The 19,353-nt window shown below is 43.7% G+C and carries 16 protein-coding genes and 2 tRNA genes; 15 read left to right on the top strand and 3 right to left on the bottom strand.

Annotation, left to right across the window (positions count from 1 at the left end; all coding sequences use genetic code 11):
* Nucleotides 1-62: 62 nt before the first annotated feature.
* The 10 genes from RJD38_RS13695 (at nucleotide 63) to RJD38_RS13650 (ending at nucleotide 8,891) form a co-directional block, all read left to right on the top strand.
* Entirely contained in the window at nucleotides 63-779 is a 717-nt protein-coding gene (locus RJD38_RS13695; protein ID WP_065545967.1) for an acyltransferase, read from the top strand.
* Complete coding sequence (locus RJD38_RS13690; protein WP_065545327.1) at nucleotides 772-1,884, top strand: glycosyltransferase family protein; 1,113 nt, start codon at nucleotides 772-774, stop codon at nucleotides 1,882-1,884. The genes RJD38_RS13695 and RJD38_RS13690 overlap by 8 nt, the downstream gene beginning before the upstream one ends.
* Nucleotides 1,881-3,320: a GumC family protein gene (locus tag RJD38_RS13685; RefSeq protein ID WP_065545328.1), complete on the top strand. Its 1,440-nt coding sequence runs from the start codon at nucleotides 1,881-1,883 to the stop codon at nucleotides 3,318-3,320. Before RJD38_RS13690 ends, RJD38_RS13685 begins: the two co-directional genes overlap by 4 nt.
* Nucleotides 3,321-3,433: 113 nt before the next feature.
* Nucleotides 3,434-4,540 (top strand): glycosyltransferase, encoded by a 1,107-nt coding sequence (locus RJD38_RS13680; RefSeq protein ID WP_065545329.1) that lies wholly within the window; start codon nucleotides 3,434-3,436, stop codon nucleotides 4,538-4,540.
* A 1-nt stretch (nucleotide 4,541) separates the two neighbouring features.
* Nucleotides 4,542-5,723 carry a glycosyltransferase family 2 protein gene (locus RJD38_RS13675; protein WP_065545330.1) on the top strand — a complete coding sequence of 394 codons (1,182 nt, stop codon included), beginning with the start codon at nucleotides 4,542-4,544 and terminating at the stop codon, nucleotides 5,721-5,723.
* Between the two features lie 10 nt (nucleotides 5,724-5,733).
* The gene (locus RJD38_RS13670) at nucleotides 5,734-6,372 is read left to right on the top strand and encodes a sugar transferase (protein WP_005599163.1); all 639 of its coding nucleotides are present in this window, start codon (nucleotides 5,734-5,736) and stop codon (nucleotides 6,370-6,372) included.
* A 213-nt stretch (nucleotides 6,373-6,585) separates the two neighbouring features.
* Nucleotides 6,586-6,662: transfer RNA gene (locus tag RJD38_RS13665), tRNA-Val, on the top strand.
* Between the two features lie 37 nt (nucleotides 6,663-6,699).
* A tRNA-Val gene (locus tag RJD38_RS13660) sits at nucleotides 6,700-6,776 on the top strand.
* Between the two features lie 381 nt (nucleotides 6,777-7,157).
* Nucleotides 7,158-8,483, top strand: coding sequence for a GGDEF domain-containing protein (locus tag RJD38_RS13655; protein ID WP_005599165.1), 1,326 nt, complete (start codon nucleotides 7,158-7,160; stop codon nucleotides 8,481-8,483).
* 168 nt (nucleotides 8,484-8,651) lie between these two features.
* Nucleotides 8,652-8,891: an RNA recognition motif domain-containing protein gene (locus RJD38_RS13650; protein WP_005599167.1), complete on the top strand. Its 240-nt coding sequence runs from the start codon at nucleotides 8,652-8,654 to the stop codon at nucleotides 8,889-8,891.
* 93 nt (nucleotides 8,892-8,984) lie between these two features.
* Here RJD38_RS13650 and RJD38_RS13645 read toward each other — a convergent pair whose 3' ends face one another.
* Together RJD38_RS13645 and RJD38_RS13640 are read right to left on the bottom strand one after the other, a co-directional pair.
* The gene (locus RJD38_RS13645) at nucleotides 8,985-9,917 is read right to left on the bottom strand and encodes an ROK family protein (RefSeq protein ID WP_065545331.1); all 933 of its coding nucleotides are present in this window, start codon (nucleotides 9,915-9,917) and stop codon (nucleotides 8,985-8,987) included.
* A 524-nt stretch (nucleotides 9,918-10,441) separates the two neighbouring features.
* Complete coding sequence (locus RJD38_RS13640; protein WP_032073033.1) at nucleotides 10,442-11,650, bottom strand: IS4 family transposase; 1,209 nt, start codon at nucleotides 11,648-11,650, stop codon at nucleotides 10,442-10,444.
* 118 nt (nucleotides 11,651-11,768) lie between these two features.
* On the opposite strand from RJD38_RS13640, the gene RJD38_RS13635 reads away from it, so the two are divergent.
* The 3 genes from RJD38_RS13635 to RJD38_RS13625 all read left to right on the top strand — a co-directional run bounded on the left by RJD38_RS13635 (nucleotide 11,769) and on the right by RJD38_RS13625 (nucleotide 16,866).
* Nucleotides 11,769-14,114 (top strand): cache domain-containing protein, encoded by a 2,346-nt coding sequence (locus RJD38_RS13635; RefSeq protein WP_367971453.1) that lies wholly within the window; start codon nucleotides 11,769-11,771, stop codon nucleotides 14,112-14,114.
* Nucleotides 14,115-14,368: 254 nt separating this feature from the next.
* Complete coding sequence (locus RJD38_RS13630; protein WP_065545333.1) at nucleotides 14,369-15,673, top strand: flippase; 1,305 nt, start codon at nucleotides 14,369-14,371, stop codon at nucleotides 15,671-15,673.
* Nucleotides 15,674-15,825: 152 nt separating this feature from the next.
* Nucleotides 15,826-16,866, top strand: coding sequence for a GGDEF domain-containing protein (locus tag RJD38_RS13625; protein WP_005599175.1), 1,041 nt, complete (start codon nucleotides 15,826-15,828; stop codon nucleotides 16,864-16,866).
* Nucleotides 16,867-16,913: 47 nt separating this feature from the next.
* Here the strand turns inward: RJD38_RS13625 and RJD38_RS13620 are convergent, their stop codons facing one another.
* Nucleotides 16,914-17,570, bottom strand: coding sequence for a DUF2726 domain-containing protein (locus RJD38_RS13620; RefSeq protein WP_005599177.1), 657 nt, complete (start codon nucleotides 17,568-17,570; stop codon nucleotides 16,914-16,916).
* A 244-nt stretch (nucleotides 17,571-17,814) separates the two neighbouring features.
* Between RJD38_RS13620 and RJD38_RS13615 the strand changes: the two genes are divergently transcribed.
* Nucleotides 17,815-18,546: an amino acid ABC transporter ATP-binding protein gene (locus RJD38_RS13615; protein WP_065545334.1), complete on the top strand. Its 732-nt coding sequence runs from the start codon at nucleotides 17,815-17,817 to the stop codon at nucleotides 18,544-18,546.
* A complete protein-coding gene (locus RJD38_RS13610; RefSeq protein ID WP_065545335.1) occupies nucleotides 18,547-19,344 on the top strand; it encodes an amino acid ABC transporter permease in 798 nt (265 codons plus the stop codon).
* Nucleotides 19,345-19,353 lie beyond the last annotated feature (9 nt).

Genomic DNA, 19,353 nt, shown 5'->3' with positions numbered 1-19,353 from the left:
AATTAATCTTTGGCACATAATATGAATTGTTAATGAAAGCAATGTTTTATAACGAGGTGCTTATGTCAGTTGCGTCACTCAAAATTTGGCTACAAACTCACCCAAACCCACGCTATCAAAGACTGTTTGAGTGGCTAAAACAGGCTCGCGCAACCGGCGTTCCTACGCCACGTTGGTTTAATGTAGCTATGTTTCATTTAGTGCAATTCTTTTCCTTAGTCAGCCAAACCATATTGCGTCTGTTTGTTTATACGCCAGCATTCAAAGGCCGAACCACACAATGTGGTAAACAGCTTTATCTCTACGGCGGAATACCTTTTGTTTCAGGCCCCCTCACGTTACGGATTGGCCATCAGTGTCGAATTTCCGGCCACACAACATTCTCTGGCCGAGTACAAAGCGGTCAACCCGAACTACTGATTGGTAACAATGTCGATGTGGGGTGGCAAAGCACAATAGCGGTCGGAAAAACAATCGTCATTGAAGACAACGTACGCATTGCCTCAGGTGCATTCATCTTCGGCTATTCAGGTCATTCTCTTAATCCCCGACTGCGCGCTCAAGGATCCCCTGATGATGACGCTAACGTTGGCGATATCCTCATCAAACAGAATGCATGGATTGGCACCAATGTGACCATCTGCCCCAATGTCACCATCGGCGAAGGCACGATAGTCGGAACCGGCAGTGTCGTGACCCATGATCTCCCAGATTTTGTTGTTGCTGTCGGTAATCCGGCGCGAGTCGTCCGCCATTTAAAGGAGCAAGACTATGCGTGATATGATTGTTTTTGGTGAAGATTTTGGTGGTCTGCCATCAAGCACTCAACACTTAATCCGACACCTACCTAAAATGAGAAAGATCATCTGGGTCAATTCAATAGGCTTACGTCAACCTAAACTAAACGCCAATGATTGCCGTCGTGCAGTATCTAAGCTGATTGGACAGCCCAAACAAGGCTTTAGTACCCCTTCTCAAGTGCCTGATAATGTTCATATTGTAAACTTGCGTACCATACCTGCTCCCAGCAGTCATATTAGTCGCCAGCTCGCGAAGACGATGATGTTGAATCAACTTCTTCCGATCTTAGCTGAACATCATATTGAGAAACCGATTTTATGGAGTTCATTACCCACCGCAGCCGATCTTTGCGGGCATCTCAATGAATCAGGGGTGATCTACTACTGTGGTGATGATTTTTCAGCGTTGTCAGGTGTTGACCATCACGTGGTTGCCGAACATGAAGAGAAGATGGTTAAAAAAGCCAACCTTGTTCTGGGGGCAAGTGAAGCAATCTGCGCGAAGTTTCCGCATAACAAAACCTTGTTGCTGCCACACGGAGTGGATGTCGACCTATTTAGCCAACCAGCGCCAATTGCGGTGGACTTTCCGCAAAACGGCAAACCTATCGCAGGCTTTTATGGCAGCCTATCAAACTGGTTAGATTATGATTTGATCAATTTTGTCGCATTAAATCTGCCGGGCTGGGACTTTCTTTTTATTGGACCAAATGAAATGCCTTATAACCCACTACCAAAGTTGGCCAATATCCATTATTTAGGTCCTAGACCACACAACCAACTCCCTTGCTACAGCCAGCACTGGCAGGCCAGCTTGTTACCCTTCAAATCTAATAAGCAAATCCAAGCATGTAATCCTCTAAAACTGCTTGAATACCTCGCCGCTGGTGCACCTATTGTCGCTACACCTTTTCCTGCATTAGAGCGATATAGTAAGTACGTCAACGTTGTCGAGAGCGCGCATGAAATGAGCGAAGCGCTTAAAATGACCAACTATGAACCCAAGCATTCAGCAGACATTGTCGCCGATGATAGTTGGCAAGCACGTAGTCAATTTGTTCGCTCACTACTGGATACGCTATGAGCAGCATAACGCTACGTATTGCGGAGATATTAAATGCAGCGTGGCGGCAACGTTACGTTATCGTGTTACCGACATTAATCTTACCTTTTGTTGGTTTAATGGTCGCTAAACTTGCCCCAACGGTGTATGTCTCACACACCAGTATGCTTATCCAAGAAACGGCAAAAATGAACCCATTTTTGGAGGATATTGCTGTTTCAACCATGTTGAAAGAAAGATTAAATGCGCTAAGCACCCTGTTAAAAAGTCGCCACGTTCTCCAATCCGTCGCGGCTGATCAAGGCCTGATCACTCCTGATATGAGTACATTACAACAAGAACGCATTATCCAGCGTTTATCCGCCAACCTCTCTGTCAATCAACCTGGCAAAGATTTCTTGCAGATAGAGTTAACAGCCGAGAAACCAGATGGTATGGCTTCCTTGTTAACCTCAATCAGTGAGCACTTTATTGAACAGCTGCTCGCGCCTGAGCGCTCTTCTATTCGTGACTCAAGTGAGTTCTTAACCATTCACATTGAAAAACGCCGTAGTGAGTTGGACCAAGCCGAAAATGCACTGGCCGAGTACCGAAACAAAAACCTTGCTGTAACTCCTGAAATGCAAAACCAAAGCCTCACCCAGCTGGCGACGCTCAAACAAAACCTAGCGGAGAAGCAAGCTGAACTGGCAGGGGTGGAAAAAAGCTTAGGCTCGCTCGATCAGCAGTTGTCCAAGACAAATCCTGTTATTGGCCGCATTGAAGATCAAATCATCGAAATTCGCAGCGCACTGACTTTACTCCAAGCTAAGTACACCGATAACCACAGCTCCGTACAAGCCAAAAAAAGAGAACTAAAGCGCTTGGAGAGTGAACGCAACTTATTGTTAGAAGTTGAACAACCCAATGTCACCAGTGATCAACTTTGGGATATCGCCAGCAGCAACACCCTCTCTGATATTAATAACATTCAACCCTTATTGGTCACCCAACTTCATAGCTTACAACTTGTACGCAGTCGCTATGAGTCTTTGACAGAAGAAACCAAAAGTCTTGAGTCAATGATTACAGCCATTGAAGAACAAGCCCAAAACTTTGGGGACACAGCACAACAGATGTACCGTTTGAAACGGGATGCTCAGATCAAGCGCCAACTGTATGACGAGTTATTGCAACGTTATGAAATGGCGCAATTAACAGGCTCTCTTGGGGTATTTGAGGAAAACAAACGTGTCAAAATTATCGACCTACCCTATACCCCAAGCGCTCCTGCGAATTTACCGACTCTGATTTACATTCTTGCTGGCTTGATAGCTGGTATCGGGCTTGGTGTAGGGATGGCTTACCTTTTCGAATTATTTGATTCATCTCTGCGTAGATCTGAGCAAGTAGAGGCGATAACGCATGCACCAGTACTGACAACCATTCCTAAAATTGCATTACGATTCTCAAAATAACACCACCGATAAACACCCTACAATAAATTACATAAATAATTGTTTTTATTGACGTTAAATTATGGCACAGAAGATGCAGCAACCATATACGTTGATTAATACGGTGGTAAAACATGAATAAGAATGATGCAAAACAAGCACAGCCAAAATTAACTGTTCATGTCGTGCAACATCTTGCGCCCGGTGGTATTGAGACGTTAGTTCTTGAAATGTTACGCCATGCCGACAAGCAACATCGCATTTTGATTGTTAGCTTGGAAGGTAGCCTTTCCAGAGCAATTCAACGCTGGCCAAGACTAATGCCATTTAAGAATCACCTTATTTTTCTCAATAAACCTCATGGCGTGCAACTGTCAACACTGCTCGTACTGGCGAAACTATTGAAGTTATTGAAACCACAGGTGCTCCACACCCATCATATTGGCCCGTTACTGTATGGTGGCGCAGCAGCAAAAATCGCTCGCATCTCTTGCCATATTCATACCGAGCATGACATATGGCATCTATCAAATCGTAGCAGCGCTCGCCTACAGCGCCTCGCCTTAAATATGGCAAAACCACGTTTAGTTGCCGATGCAGACCGTGTTAGTGCAGGCCTAAGCCGTCAATTCAATTACCCCGATATTACCGTGATCAAAAATGGGATTGATTGCCAGCGCTTCAAACCCGCAAGCCTGACTTTAGCGCGACAAAAATTGGGGCTACCTTTGGCAGATACGATTATTGGCAGCGCAGGACGATTGGAATACGTCAAAGGACACGACATATTGATAAAGGCACTCACCCTTCTGCCGCGAAACATCTCTATCGCCATTGCCGGTATAGGCTCTCAAGCTGAAAAACTCAAAAACCTTGCCCAGCAACTCAATGTGGCAGATCGCATACATTGGCTAGGTTTGGTAGAGGATATGCCACGTTTCTATCAATCACTCGATATGTTCTGCTTACCATCACGTCACGAAGGCTTCCCACTTTCCACTTTAGAAGCACAAGCATGTGACATTGTCACGATTGCAAGCCAAGTCGGGTCAGTCGAAGAAACCATTTGTCCTCACAGCGGCGCTTTATTTGAGGTCGAAAAACCACAAGCGCTCGCAAGACAAACGTTGTCTACCTTAGCCGACATAAAATCTGTGAGCCCTCGTCGATTTGTACTCAATAATAATAATATTCAAACGATGGTCGCGGCTTATCAAAACTTGTCAGTGGAGGTTCGTTAATATGCTCAATACTCTACTCATTGCGCTATTTTTTCTCAGTGCGAGCTTAGTGATTTATCATCACTTCGGCTATCCGCTATTGCTGCGTTGGTATGCCAGAAATGAAACCGCTCGTCAGTTCAACACCCCATTACGTTACTATCAACCTTCGCGTGCCGATCGCGCTCGAGCGACCATTACCATAATTGTACCCGCTTATAATGAACAACACTGGATTGCCGATAAAATTCGCAACCTTGCCTGTCTCGACTATCCACGTGAGCGCTATAACGTCATCATCGCTTGTGACGGCTGCACAGACAACACCGTAGCTATTGCCGAAGAAACCATTCAAGAAGCCATCTGTAGCGAAACGCACTTTGAAATCATCAACTTCACACACAACCGCGGTAAAGTGGCCCTCATCAATCACCTAATGCCGAACATAATCAGTGATATCACCGCGCTAAGCGATGTTTCTGCGTTAATCTCGATTGACGCGCTCCTGCTGGCCGATCATCATTTTCACGATACGAATGTCGGCGTGCTCAATAGCCAATATCAGCTGCTCGCTTCAATCAATCCCAGTGAAGATAAATATTGGCGCTACCAAAGTATGGTTCAGCTTGGTGAAGCCAACCTAGGCGCGAACATTGGTGCACACGGTGCATTTTATTTATTCCGAACTCATCTATTTCAACCACTCGCCGATAACACCATCAATGATGATTTTATTCTGCCAATGGAAATTGTTCGCTTAGGGTACAAAGCGATCTATGAGCCTAACGTGGTAGCGATTGAGCAAGAGACCTCGAGTGCGAATAAAGACTACCAACGTCGCCTGCGTATTTCGGCGGGCAACATGCAACAAGCCATTCATCTCGCGGGGCTATTTATGCCACGCTATCGCGCCATTGCATTTGCGTTTGCCTCAGGAAAAGGACTGAGATTACTGACTCCTTACTTAATGATCACTTGCTTCGTTACCTCGGTATTGCTCGCTACACAACCTATGTTTGCCTTATTCGCCCTCGCACAGATACTGCTCTATGCCATTGCGCTATTTGGTATCCGTTTTCCTCAGCATATATCCAACAAATACTGCCAATTTCTCGCCTATTTTGTCGCGGGGCACTTTGCCAATCTCTATGGTGGACTGCGCTACATCTTCGGACTAGAAAATGGACGCTGGAAACGAGTATAAGGAGTCTGACATGCCGCACATCACTGCTAATTACCCAACTTGGCTCGCTAAGCGCTTGTTTGACCTCTTCGGTGCTTGTTTTGCGTTGTTGCTCCTTGCACCTATACTGCCGTTTATTGCATTGGCGATTAAACTCACTTCCACTGGGCCCGTGTTTTATCACCAACTGCGGGTCGGCAAATCGACACCAGCACAAATGGAGTTGTTCTACATTATTAAGTTTCGCACCATGTATCAAGATGCTGAAACTCGAACTGGCGCAGTATGGGCAACCAAGAATGATCCGAGAATCACCCCTATTGGACGCTTTTTACGTAAAACACGACTGGATGAGATACCGCAACTGTTCAATGTACTACGCGGAGAAATGTCACTTATTGGTCCGCGCCCTGAGCGACCAACTTTTTACAACGAGCTGGAAACTGCGATTCCCTATTTCGCCGACCGTACTTACGGGGTCATGCCGGGTATAACCGGCTTAGCGCAAGTCAACCAAGGCTACGACACTTGCATTGATGATGTCAGACGCAAAGTAGGCTTTGATCACAGCTATGCGTTATCACTGCGTTCAACAAAATCGTGGTTTATGATGGATAGCAAAATTATTTTTAGTACCTTCATCGTGATGTTTAATGGTCGTGGCCAATAAAATCAGCCATATTTTCCTTACTTATGAACACTAATATCTATAAACCGACTCGGCTCGTTCAATTTACTGAGTGAGCTAGCGCACACTTTTCCGCCTTACAAGAATAAAACGCAACCAATCTGCACATAACTCCGCCAAACAGTTCAATTTACTCAAAATTACCCTTGCACCGCCCCAAAACAGTGGGTAATATTCGTCTCGTTCCACAGGAATGCCCGCTTAGCTCAGTTGGTTAGAGTACTTGCATGACATGCAAGGTGTCACTGGTTCGAGTCCAGTAGCGGGCACCATTCTTGTCTTAAACAAGAAAGTTGAACAATACAATTTGCCCGCTTAGCTCAGTTGGTTAGAGTACTTGCATGACATGCAAGGTGTCACTGGTTCGAGTCCAGTAGCGGGCACCAAATTCGTTCTTATGAACAAACAACAAAGCCCACTTCATGTGGGCTTTGTTGTTTCTGCCCTACACTCACTAATCACTTTCTAAACACGCTTTGAGTCACGGACTGATACCTACCACAATAAGTAGTCAAAAATTTGCGCAAGAAACATTGCGAGTGCTAAACACTGACGTCTGGTTATTCTAGTTATCAAATTTTGACAATATTATAAACGAATCAGCCATCGTTTCCTGAATCACTCATTGCGTAAATTTATAGTGATAACAAGACGTTCTATCTTTGATTAATAAAACAAGCAATGTTTATCGTGTCGATTAAGATGTATACTTGAATAAATAATCTTAACAACTACACTTCGGCCTCAATTCTTGATTAAGAACGCAAATGCATAAAAGCTTATCTGACCTATTTCGCAACCACATTAACCCTATCGCTAAACTATTCATGGCGACGATCATTCTTGTGGGCACTGCGTATGCGATTTTTAATGCCGTTCACCTCAAGCAATTGTCAAAGTCTGTAATTACAGACTTTAACCAGATTTATTCTGTCAGTCGTCGTTTCGCCCAGTACTATAACAATACCGATACCATCAATTTGGCCAAAGGTATATACGAGCGTAACGGCGTCAATATCATGGTCAGTAAAGCCGGTGACGTTAAAGTACTTTCAACGGGGATCAATAAGCTTCGCTCGCAACTCGACCCGATCACGCACGACAATATTTGGACTATTGCGATTTTTGAGCATCCCGCTAACTACGGGCACTTCTCACCATTACGTAAAGAGTACCAAGAACGATTTGGCTCGTACCAATCTGACGACGTGATGAAGCGTATTGTTAAACTTGAGCGATTAGAGAACACCTTTGACCAGTTTTATGGTTGTAACATCAAGCTCTCTGAACCTTATCAAGAAGAGGGCACTGAACAGTGGGTACGCACTGTCTATTATCCGGTCTACAACGCACAAAAACTTAATGCACTCTTAGCTATCGATCTCAAAAACGACTATATCGATCTAGTTATCAATCGGTTTAACCAAGAACATTTTACGGTCGCCAATACCAGTGCGGCTTTAACAGCCTACCAACAGCCGATCGAGATTCCATGTACCGATGCTGAACCGATTATGGTTGGATTCAGTGCATGGGATATTCTTCAGCGTACCCTTGCACCCTCACTGCTAATCGCCTTTTTAGTGCACTTTATTGTGGTTTATATTAAAGGCCGTCAACGCCGTATTACACGCGACAAAATGACGGGATTTTATCGCCGAGATTTTTACGAGCCAAGACTCAATAGAGCCCATAACTTCTCAATGCTCATTATTGATATCGACTTTTTTAAGATCATCAATGACACCCACGGTCACAAAAAAGGTGATGAAGTCATTAGTGAAGTGACTCGCCGTATTGCCAGCCAAATTCGCAGTACAGATGCGGCTGTGCGCTGGGGGGGCGAAGAGTTTGTGGTGCTATTTAAAGATATGACCGATGACATGCTTTACGATAAAGCTGAACTTATTCGCGAGCATGTAGCGGATAGCGCGATTTCTGGTATCGATGTAACCATCTCCGTCGGGGGTGTTACGCTTCGTGATAGTGAGTTTAATGAAGCCTATAAACGTGCCGATCACGCCTTATACCAATCAAAACGTGATGGTCGAAATCGTGTCACCATTTACGACGAGAATGCGACTATCCTATAACCTGCCGTCTTACGACACCGGATTGGTTACTATTTAACTGATCAATCCGGCGTTTCTTTCTCCACTTCCGCCAAAGTACAGAAATAGTGCCAATGTCTTGGTTTTATCTTGGTTTTTGACCGCTAGTCTGTACAATCAAAGCACCTTCCTCATAAATGATGATTTACTATGAAATTACTCGTTCGTAACCTCGCTCGTGCGACGACTGAACAAGACATTCGCAAACTGTTTGCTCAGTTTGGCGAAGTTCGTGAATGTACTTTGGTGTTAGACCAAGTATCAGGCCAATCAAAGGGTTTTGCCTTTGTTGAGATGCCAAATGATGAAGAAGCAAACGAAGCACTTGAGAAGCTAAACTTAAAAGAAGTTGCTAAGAGCAAGATTCGTGTAAAAGCCGCACAAAACTAATAAAGAGCCGACAATCAATGTCGGCTTTTTTGACTGCTACTCTCGACTATTAGTATCACTATAAAACGCACTCCCCTACACTTCCCTACTAGATTAGGCACTTCCGATATATTGATTTTGACTAAATCGACCACCTTGTCGTTGAGAAAAATGCACCATGGCGCCGATCAAATTAGCATCATTACCAAATGGTGATGCGATAACATTTGGTTTAACATGGCAATAAGGCATCGCTTGAAGATATTCGTCAAATTTCCGCTCAAGCAGCACCACCAAATCTTCTCGTTGACTGATCGCTCCGCCCAATACAATATATTCTGGGTCGACAGTGTAATGTAAATTATAGAGTCCCATCGCCAAATAATTGATCCAATCAGATACCACCGATCGAATCACTTCATTATCTTGATCATACAACTCAAACACTTTAATACCACTTAGTGAATGACGTGGTAACGATAACGCCTTTTCCGCTTTCACCACCAAAGCATATGTCGATGCTAGATGAGATAAGATCTGTGGACGGCCATTTTCAAAGCCCATAATGGCATAACCAAACTCCCCACCGTGTAACCTGTGCCCTTTTTGAATCTCCCCTTTGGTGACGATCGCCCCACCGACGCCCGAACCAATCACCACTAAACAAAAATGTTCAGAATCTCGACATACCCCAAGCAACTTCTCCGCTAGTGCCGCACAACACGCATCATTTTCCAACTCAACGGGAACGTGATATCGGCGGGTAAACAGCGAAATTACGTCCACACCATGCAGATAGTAAAGTGAGCTTTTGCCATGAATGAAACCCGTTTCAACATCCACTGCGCCACATGCACTCATCGCAATTCCGACGATCGAGTACTTGTCTTGATAATGATGGAAATATGGGTCAAAGTGTTCAAACCATTGCTCGAAGCTAGCAACACGACTTGGTAAGTGAAATTGTTCAATTATCGTCGCGCAGTGATCCATCACAGCACATTTAACTGAACTGCCGCCAAAATCCAACGCGATATAGAATGACAAAGTAAGCTCCTTGAACAACGAATCATCACAACAGTGGCAGGAAAATATCCTATTTACGATATGATGCTCATAATATGAAGATTTCCAATTCAACCGATAGAATATAAACACCACCATACAGTGAACATTAATTTTGATTCTTAATCAAAGCAGAAAAACAATAATTCCTTTTTGTCTACACTCTATTTCTGACCTATTGCAAAGCATCGCAATAAAAAAAATATAAGCGTGATATGCGTAACGTTATAATCTTTGCTCGATAGAAAGCTCACTAAAACTATGAAAAATTAGTAAAAATATTATTATATCTGCGACTCGTTATTCATTGATACGTTTGAAGATATAGAGTGTTCAAAGGGAGTGATCACTGCAATGAATGCGCTTACGGATAGAAAACTACTCTACACAATCAAAACGGTCCCTTTCGCACTTATTATCCTATTTATTATTCTGCTCCTTTCATTGGTAGTTAACGACAGCCAAAAAACCGCACTGCAGTTAGAACAAAACCCTGAGGGATCCCCTCATAATTTCCCCAAAGCACAACCATGTTTGAATAGATTTTGAGCAAGCAGGGTTGCAGCCGCGAGCAAGTCTTCCCTCGTTATTGTGTAGCCAGAATGCCGCAAAACTTCCATCCCTAAGCGCACTGTTGAGAGTACATTTCGATTTTTGACAGTGTTAGCTTGGAAGTGCTTATCCCAACCTTGTTTCTGACCATGAACTCCAGCAAGCCAAAATGTCAGTTGAAGCATTAGGGCGATTAGCAGCATGATATCAAAGCGCTCTGAGCTGCTAGTTCGGCTATGACGGAGGCCTAAACCGTAGGCTGGGCTTTTCAAGTCTCGGAAGGTTTCTTCAATTTGCATACGCTTCGAGTAGAGCCTAACAAGTTGCTTTGGTGTTCGGATTTCAACGGGCAAGTTAGTCGCTAAAACCCATGGTTCTTTTGTCGAAGCGGAGTAGATTTTAGGTGACGGATGATGACAATTAGTCCGTGTCGAACGCTGATTTTTTCGGCCTTTAGGACGTGATTTATACAGTGCAATTTGACATGAAATTGGGTTGCTCTTAGTCAACCTCTTATAGCCTAAAGTCTTTGAGCGACTTGAGGATATGCTATGTAAGTTGCTGATAGGTTGCCAGTTTTCCGCACCTAAATCTGCATATTGCACTTTCCCTCTGACTCGACTTAACCAGTACCAACCTAGCTTTTCAACGGATTTATACCATGGCACTTTAAAGCCAGCATCACTGACAATGAGCGGTGTAGTGTTACTCGGTAGAATGCTTGCAAGGTCGGCTAGAAATTGGTCATGAGCCTTCTTTGAACATTGCTCTGAAAGCGGAAAGGCTTTCTCATAAAGAGTAATAGAACGACCATGTAGTGCCACCGAAGCCCGCAATACCATAAGCCGTTTTTGCTCACGAATATCAGACCAGTCAACAAGAACAATGGGCATCGAATTACCTGAACAGATAAAGCTGGCATGCCAACGGTATACAGCGAGTCGCTCTTTGTGCAAGTGACGATTACCTAACAATCTGTCGATTCGTTTGATGTTATGTTTTGTTCTGGCTTTCGTTGGCAGGTTACGACCAAGTTCGGTAAGAGTGAGCGTTTTACATTCAAGTAATGCGTGGCAAGCCAGCGTTAAACTGTTGAGTCGTTTTAAGTGCAATTCAGGGCAGAATTGGTAAAGAGAGTCGTGTAAAATATCGAGTTCGCACATCTTGTTGTCTGGTTATTGATTTTTCTCAGAACCATTTGATCACATGACAAGATGTGCATCTACCTTAAATTTATGATTTTTATCAAAATCATTAGGGGATTCCTCAGAACAAAACCTCATTGCCACGAACCTACTGAAGCAAAAAGAGACCATTGCCCAACGAGTAGAAAGCACTTATGACCAAGTGCGTTACGAGCGCAGGAAAATAATCACGTCACTCAAATCTCAAGTCAAACATCATGTTGATATCGCCTATCAAGTGGCGATGACCATTTATCAGGAAAACCAAGACAAACCTGAGCAAGACGTTAAGCGAATGATTTCCGAGGCGCTACGCAATGTGCGTTACGACGATGGCAACGGTTACTTTTTTATTTTCCAGACAGATGGTCTCTTTGTCATGCACGCCACAAACCCTAAGCAAGAAGGAAAGCAAGGGTTAGAGATGAGCGATTCTCAAGGCGTTCCATACATTAAAAATTTCATCAATAAATTTACCTCCTCAAACCGCTTGGATGCTTATTATCGTTGGTGGTTTAAAAAGCCAAACCAACCGGATGAATATGAAAAAATTGGTTATGGACGCCTATTTGAACCCTACGGCTGGGTGATTGCTTCAGGGGAATATTTGCAAGATGCTGAATCTCAAGTAAAAGAGAAACTATTGGATTCTATTGCCAATTACCGGTTCGATAGCGATGGTTATTTGTTTGTTCTTAATAAACAAGGAAAAGTGCTCGCACACAAGGACGATAGTTTAATCGGCACTCATCTCGAAAGCGTTGCAGAGCAAGCACAAAGTGTTTTTCAATCAAGCAACACTAATCAAGGTTATCTTGAGTATAAAGCGCCTTACCACCCTAGCGGCCAATTGGAGATGGATAAAGTAAGCTATGTACAATATGACCACGAATGGCAATGGTTGATTGGTACTGGTGTTTATATTGAAGACATTCATCTCAGCATTGCAGACCAACTCAGCCAAATGCGCGAACAAAATGAAAACGAACAGATCAAAGTACTGCTACTTTGCTTAACCCTCGCCCTGGTTCTCATTTTAATGTCGATGTTGTTAAGTAATTATTTAGGCCGACGTTTCAACCAATTTCAGAGCAGAATTGAAAAAGACTTTGCCAAGCTCGCGCAGGGTAAAGAGCAGTTGCGCCATCAAGCCCAACACGATGTGCTCACACACCTCCCTAATCGAGTATTACTAGAACGGAATACTCAGCGAGGCATCGCCTTTAGCCGTTTGCAAGGTAAGATGTTAGCGGTGATGTTTGTCGACCTCGACAACTTCAAACGCGTCAATGATAAATATGGTCATGAAGTGGGTGATGAACTGCTTGTTCAAACAGCAAAGCGTTTCGCTCAACTGGCCGGTAATAATGGTACCGTCGCCCGATTTGGTGGCGATGAGTTTGTATTCAGCATTTCAGCGCTCAATGACCAAGCACAAGCTCTAGCCTTCGCCCAGGACATTCAACAAACGTTAACCTCACCATTTGTTATACACGGCATAGCTCTAGAGTTAAGTGCGTCCATTGGTGTTTCTCTATACCCAAATGATGGTGATCAGCCCCGCGATCTTCTATCCAAAGCCGATATTGTTCTGACTCGTTCTAAAAAACAAGGCAAAGGCAAAATCACCTTCTTTGATGAGAAAATTAGGGCTGAACTGCAAAATCACTTCTTGCTTGAAGATGAATTTCACTCGGCGCTAAAACGTGGGGAATTAGACGTTCATTACCAACCTCAAGTTGACTCTCGTAGTGGAGAGATTATCGGTGCTGAAGCACTATGTCGTTGGTACAGCCCTACTCTTGGCCCTATATCACCACTGGTTTTCATTGATATTGCAGAAAAGAATGACGCCATTATTGAACTGGGTGCATTTGTACTTGATAGAGCGTGTCGTGATGCGAAACAACTTAATCAGCACGCAGAAAGACCGATTACTGTCTCTGTGAATGTTTCACCTAAGCAGCTTCTTCACCCGGGATTTGTTGATTTGGTTTTGGCGACGACTGAGCGCTACCAGGTTAGCAATCATCTGATGGTGTTAGAGTTGACGGAAAATGTCTTTATCGAAGATCTGCAAGCCGTTCAACCGACCTTAAGTGCTTTGCAACAAAAAGGATTTAGCATTGCACTTGATGACTTTGGCACAGGCTTTTCTTCTCTCAGTTATCTCAATGCCCTGTCAATCACCGAGATTAAGATCGACCGCTCATTCATCATTAAAATGATCGACGATCAATCGAGCCTCAACATCGTCAAAACCATCATCGCAATAGCTCGATCAAATGAAATCAACATTGTTGCTGAAGGGGTAGAAACCCTCGCGCAACAAACACTGTTACAACAACTTGGCTGCACCACAATTCAAGGGTACTTCTACTCGAAACCACAACCTTTCGAGCGACTAGTAACCATGACTCAAGCCACCTTGTATACCGAATAGAAACACGACATGCATTGAACATTCGCCGGTATGAAGATCAAGCTACCAATAAAAAACAATTAAATTTCGTCTCATTTATCAGACAAGCGAACAGTGTAGAATTGGCTCTCAATGAATTTATGTCATTTGAAATAGCCGTACAGATGAAAACTTATATACCTTGTACGCGTAACACTCGTGCTCACCATAATAAGCCACATGAGCAAGATAGATAGACACTAGAGACGTGAAACAAGGATGTTAAGTTTTATATTATGAGTTCTTTCGCTAAATTGTTTTTTGGAACCGCAAGCCTTCAATTGCTCAGTCGTGGTTTATCTGTCATTTCCGGGGTTATTTTTGCCCGTTTTCTTGGTGCTGAACAATACGGATTATACACCTACGTATTCTCTATTATTACCGTTGCCGCTTTACCTGTTTTAGCTGGTATACCCAACTTAATGGTTCGCGAAGTCGCCAATTTTCATTTAGAGAAAAATTGGCCACAACTGAATGGCATATTTTGGTGGTCGCGTGGATATGTTTTATCAATCTCCGCGGTTATTTTAGCAGTCATGTCGAGCTTGGTTTATTTCGATTATTTTCAGCCACACGTTGCAGCACTCATTGTAATTGCCATGTGGGCGATTCCACTACGCGGTATTGCAAGCCAACAAGATGCGGTTCTCAATGGTTTTCAAAAACCTATTTTGGCGCAACTGCCCTCCAAATTGCTCGCGCCCTTTTTTACTCTTGCCGTCCTATTGTATTACGTTTTCTTCGATAAACCTTTGTCCTCGATGACACTGGTCACGATAACCATTTTCGCCTCGCTACTCACCTGCACATTGAGCTATCTTTTAGTCCGCTATGTGATTAAAAAATACAGTGAACCTGCTCGCCCTGACTACCTAACCAGATCCTGGTTACGCTCTTTAGTTCCGTTTGCATTGATTACTTTTGTCGTTACCCTAAACGCTGAACTGGCTATTGTCTTACTTGGGTGGTTAGGCGACTTAGAGTCCGTCGCCTATTTTCGTGTTGGGATGCAAGCCGTCACTTTAATCACCATCGTTCTCTCATCGATTAGTGCCGTGTTGATGCCTAACATTGCTCGCTTATACAAAAGTGGCGATATGGAAAACGCGCAGGCGCTGCTTAGCCGTGCAGTAAGACTAACGGTCCTTGTATCACTGCCAATTTTCTTAGTCTTAGTTTTTGCTGGTGATTTACTCATCGAATGGCTATTTGGCGCAGAATACCTCGATGCCTACCCAGCGTTAATTATTCTTTGCGTTGGCCATTTTGTCAGCATGCAACTTGGCCCAGTGGGTTTAGTCTTAAACATGACTCATAACGAAGGCAAAACCGTTCGGTCACTGATCATTACATTAATCATCAACCTTGTACTGCTCTTCAGCCTTGTCCCTCTCTACCAAGAGATCGGTGCTGCCATCGCGATTGCCGCCAGTTTGATAATTTGTAATCTATTGATGACACGTGAAGTTTGGGCGTTAACCAAACTAAAAACTTGGATCAGTTTTTCTCATACTAGAAAATTAGCGGTCGACACTCACTAAATTGGATTGAAAGATCGCTCTACGTTGTCAGTTGCATACACAACGTCAAAAGTGTGATCTTGGTTCAAAACTTCGCTTGCTTCAAATCAGTAAATGAATACCATTGTCGTTGCAATCAAATCAGCCGCATATGTTGGCTAAGGAAATAGACAATGGAAGCGGACATATTTAATCCTTCGCAACAGATCCGCCGTGCAGTTCTTTTCTGGCTGAGCTTACTCTTAACGTTCGCTGCGATTGTTATCGCCTATCTAAACATCACCTTGGGCTCCCCCCAACTCATGTGGGGCTATGACACTTTATTTGCGTTGTTCTCTGGCTACGTTTGTTTCCAAACCTATTACAACCATTGTCGCCAATTGGTGATTGAAATTTACGCCTATGCTCTGATTGGGGCGATAGCACTTGGCGTTGCTCTCCACTCTATCCATCACGGCATGTTGATTTGGGCGTCACTATTTCCTTTGATGTTCTATCTACTGTTGGGCACAAAGAAAGGCGCGATAGCTACGACGATTGGCATCGTACTTGTTTTGTCAGCGGCGGTATTTAAGATGCTGCAATATCACGGTGTTTTTCATCCATACATTTTAGTCAATTTCATACTGTGCTATCTGTGTATTTGGGTAGTTTCACACATTCTTGAAGTGAAACGGGCACACTCTGATAGTTCATTGCAGCAACTCGCCTCACGCGATTCATTAACGGGTGTCTATAATCGTCACGCTTTAGTGCATAACTTTGAACGCTACCGCCGTAACAACATCCAACAGCCAATGGCATTACTGATCCTCGATCTGGATTTTTTTAAACAAGTTAATGACCAATATGGCCATGATGTTGGCGACAAAGTGTTGATACAAGCCGCGGCATTAATTGACAAACACAGTGACGAAAATCCCGTCTATCGTATTGGTGGTGAAGAGTTTTGTGTCGCTCTGCGTAATACGTCGAGCAAAGAAGCTCTATACAAGGCAGAACGAATCAGAAAGGCAATTGAGGACTATCATTTCTTCTCTGCAGAGAAGCCGATTGCTTTGACCGCCAGTATTGGCGTTTATCAATGCGATCCGTTTAATAGCCTAGAAAACGTGCTACATATTGCAGATATGGAACTGTATAAAGCGAAGAAAAATGGACGCAATCAGGTGATGGCATATCAAGACAATGAGCAAGCCATTGCAGAGTCATAATGGCTTGCTCTTCCCGTTCCAGCACAAAGTCAGAACCCGTGTTCAATTTAATCTAGGTCTTCAAACACCACATTGTAGTTTTCGGTATAGGTACAATGAGGCTGGCGACTGCAGGTAAAAAATCGGCGGCCTTTAAAATCACCTTGCGCGGCCGTTTTGATCACCATTGGACTGCCGCAACGTTTACAAAAACGCACTTCTTTATCGGGTTCGATTAAATCAATATGTGCCGCCAACAAACGACGTAACCTACCCACTTGATAACTGTGTTTGACGCTGGTACCAATCAAAGGAATGCCCGCTGATTTACACACATGCATTAAGAGTTTCTGGCGCTCTGCCTTACCCTTACTCAAGGGACTACCATCATCAAGTTCAATCGCTACACGCACCTCTAAACTACGAGGATCACAGACGACATAATCAAAATAGCTCTTGGCAATACGGTTGTTAGCAATAAACCAACTCTTCTTGTCGGTAGCTTTGGGTGCAACCACTTTCGACATCGCGACTTTAGACATCACGACACCATGCTGACCAACCGCAGAAATAAGAGCAGTATAAAATGCAGACTCTTTGCCGTTGAGTAGTGGTCCATTTTTTTTATACGTACTGTCTTTTAACTCATTGGTGTTCAAATAACGTTTCTGGACGAAAAGATAGAAAGCGACAAAAATTAGGACAATAACAGCAACATATTCCATTGCGCGAGCCAAGCTCCAAATAGATTCATTTATGACTTAATTCTAACCCTAAAGCGACTCAGTCAAAATGCTTTATTCGCAGTGGCTTAAATGAGGGTGTGCCAATGATCACAGACAGCGGTTATGAACTATACAAATCCAGTGTAAATCGCCGAATATGCACGCTTTCAATTCATTTGCCAGTGCAAAATCGTTAATTAGTTGTTATTGTCTAACGACAATAAAAAATAAAAATGTGACCTTGATGACTCAAACACCCATCATTGAATTTAGCAACGTTAATAAATGGTTCGGCGAATTCCAAGCGCTAAAAGATATTAATCTCACGGTTGCACCTGGGGAAATTGTCGTCATTTGTGGCCCTTCTGGCTCTGGCAAGTCTACCCTAATTCGCTGTATCAATAACTTAGAGCAGTTTCAGCAAGGCGAAATCCAAGTATTTGGTGAGCACACCATAAGTAAAACCATTAAGCCCGGCAAGATTGGCATGGTCTTTCAACACTTTCATCTTTTCCCGCACTTGACCGTGCTGGAAAACCTGACCCTATCTCCGATTCGCACTCTAAAGCTTTCCAAACCAGCAGCACAACAGCGCGCGCTAAAATATCTCAAGCGAGTCAACATCGAGGAACAAGCCAACAAATACCCTGTTCAGCTTTCCGGCGGACAACAACAACGTGTGGCGATAGCTCGTTCGTTATGTATGGAACCAGATTTACTCTTATTTGATGAACCCACTTCTGCGCTCGATCCTGAAATGATCAATGAAGTGCTCGATGTGATGGTGGAATTAGCACAAAGCGGCATGACCATGATTTGCGTAACCCATGAGATGGGCTTTGCTAAAAAAGTCGCTAATCGAGTGGTGTTTATGGATGAAGGCGAGATCGTTGAAATGAATTCGCCCGTCGCTTTGTTTGAAAATCCACAACATCCACGCACCAAAACCTTCTTAAACCAAATTTTAAGCTACTAAATGATCGTACGAATCGTTAAACCCGTCCTACAAGCCTTGGTGCAAATAGCCTTGATTACGCTGGCGATTGTCTGGCTATTGGATTCAGGTGCGCAAGCAATGGGTTATCAGTGGCAATGGCATCGCGTCCCCGATTACATCATCTTCTATGAAGATGGTGAGTGGTGGCCCGCTGAATTGATTGACGGCTTAGTCGTCACAATCAAAATCTCAGCGATAAGTTTGTGCTTTACCCTTTTAATCGGGCTTTCAACCGCATTATTAAGGTTAAGTGATTCAATTATTGGCCGAGCGATCGCGACTGGCTATGTCGAATTGATCCGCAACACGCCGCTATTGGTGCAAATCTACCTACTTTATTTTGTTTTTGGCCCCGTTATCGGCTTAGACCGCTTTAGCACCGCTGTATTAGCTCTTTCCTTATTTCAAGGCGCGTACACGGCAGAAATCCTCCGCGCGGGGCTAAATAGCATTCCTAAAGGACAGTTTGAGGCAGCCAAAACACTCGGCTTATCACCATTCAACAGTTACAAAGATGTGATTTTGCCGCAGGTGTTACAACGTACCTTGCCTCCGCTGACCAACGAAGTGGTCTCGCTAATCAAAAACTCATCGATTGTCAGTGTGATGGCGATTTTTGATTTGACCACTGAAGCGAGAAACATCGTTTCTGAAACCGCGATGCCGTTTGAAATTTGGTTCTCAGTCGCCGCTATTTATCTTGCTTTAACATTATCACTTTCCGGCTTATCCGCATGGCTAGAAAGTAGACTAGGAGCCAGTTGGCGTAAAATATAAGGAGATAAC

Origin of the sequence: Vibrio scophthalmi (assembly GCF_040869025.1) — a bacterium.
In the GTDB taxonomy this organism is placed as follows: domain Bacteria; phylum Pseudomonadota; class Gammaproteobacteria; order Enterobacterales; family Vibrionaceae; genus Vibrio; species Vibrio scophthalmi.
Note: the sequence above shows the minus strand (reverse complement) of the source record. Positions and strands in the feature narration are given on the sequence as shown.

Excerpts from the sequence above, each read along its gene's own strand:
- RJD38_RS13695 (WP_065545967.1), top strand. The coding sequence starts at position 63 with ATGTCAGTTGCGTCACTCAAAATTTGGCTACAAACTCACCCAAACCCA.
- RJD38_RS13690 (WP_065545327.1), top strand. The coding sequence starts at position 772 with ATGCGTGATATGATTGTTTTTGGTGAAGATTTTGGTGGTCTGCCATCA.
- RJD38_RS13685 (WP_065545328.1), top strand. The coding sequence starts at position 1,881 with ATGAGCAGCATAACGCTACGTATTGCGGAGATATTAAATGCAGCGTGG.
- RJD38_RS13680 (WP_065545329.1), top strand. The coding sequence starts at position 3,434 with ATGAATAAGAATGATGCAAAACAAGCACAGCCAAAATTAACTGTTCAT.
- RJD38_RS13675 (WP_065545330.1), top strand. The coding sequence starts at position 4,542 with ATGCTCAATACTCTACTCATTGCGCTATTTTTTCTCAGTGCGAGCTTA.
- RJD38_RS13670 (WP_005599163.1), top strand. The coding sequence starts at position 5,734 with ATGCCGCACATCACTGCTAATTACCCAACTTGGCTCGCTAAGCGCTTG.
- RJD38_RS13655 (WP_005599165.1), top strand. The coding sequence starts at position 7,158 with ATGCATAAAAGCTTATCTGACCTATTTCGCAACCACATTAACCCTATC.
- RJD38_RS13650 (WP_005599167.1), top strand. The coding sequence starts at position 8,652 with ATGAAATTACTCGTTCGTAACCTCGCTCGTGCGACGACTGAACAAGAC.
- RJD38_RS13640 (WP_032073033.1), bottom strand. The coding sequence starts at position 11,650 with ATGTGCGAACTCGATATTTTACACGACTCTCTTTACCAATTCTGCCCT.
- RJD38_RS13630 (WP_065545333.1), top strand. The coding sequence starts at position 14,369 with ATGAGTTCTTTCGCTAAATTGTTTTTTGGAACCGCAAGCCTTCAATTG.
- RJD38_RS13625 (WP_005599175.1), top strand. The coding sequence starts at position 15,826 with ATGGAAGCGGACATATTTAATCCTTCGCAACAGATCCGCCGTGCAGTT.
- RJD38_RS13620 (WP_005599177.1), bottom strand. The coding sequence starts at position 17,570 with ATGGAATATGTTGCTGTTATTGTCCTAATTTTTGTCGCTTTCTATCTT.
- RJD38_RS13615 (WP_065545334.1), top strand. The coding sequence starts at position 17,815 with ATGACTCAAACACCCATCATTGAATTTAGCAACGTTAATAAATGGTTC.
- RJD38_RS13610 (WP_065545335.1), top strand. The coding sequence starts at position 18,547 with ATGATCGTACGAATCGTTAAACCCGTCCTACAAGCCTTGGTGCAAATA.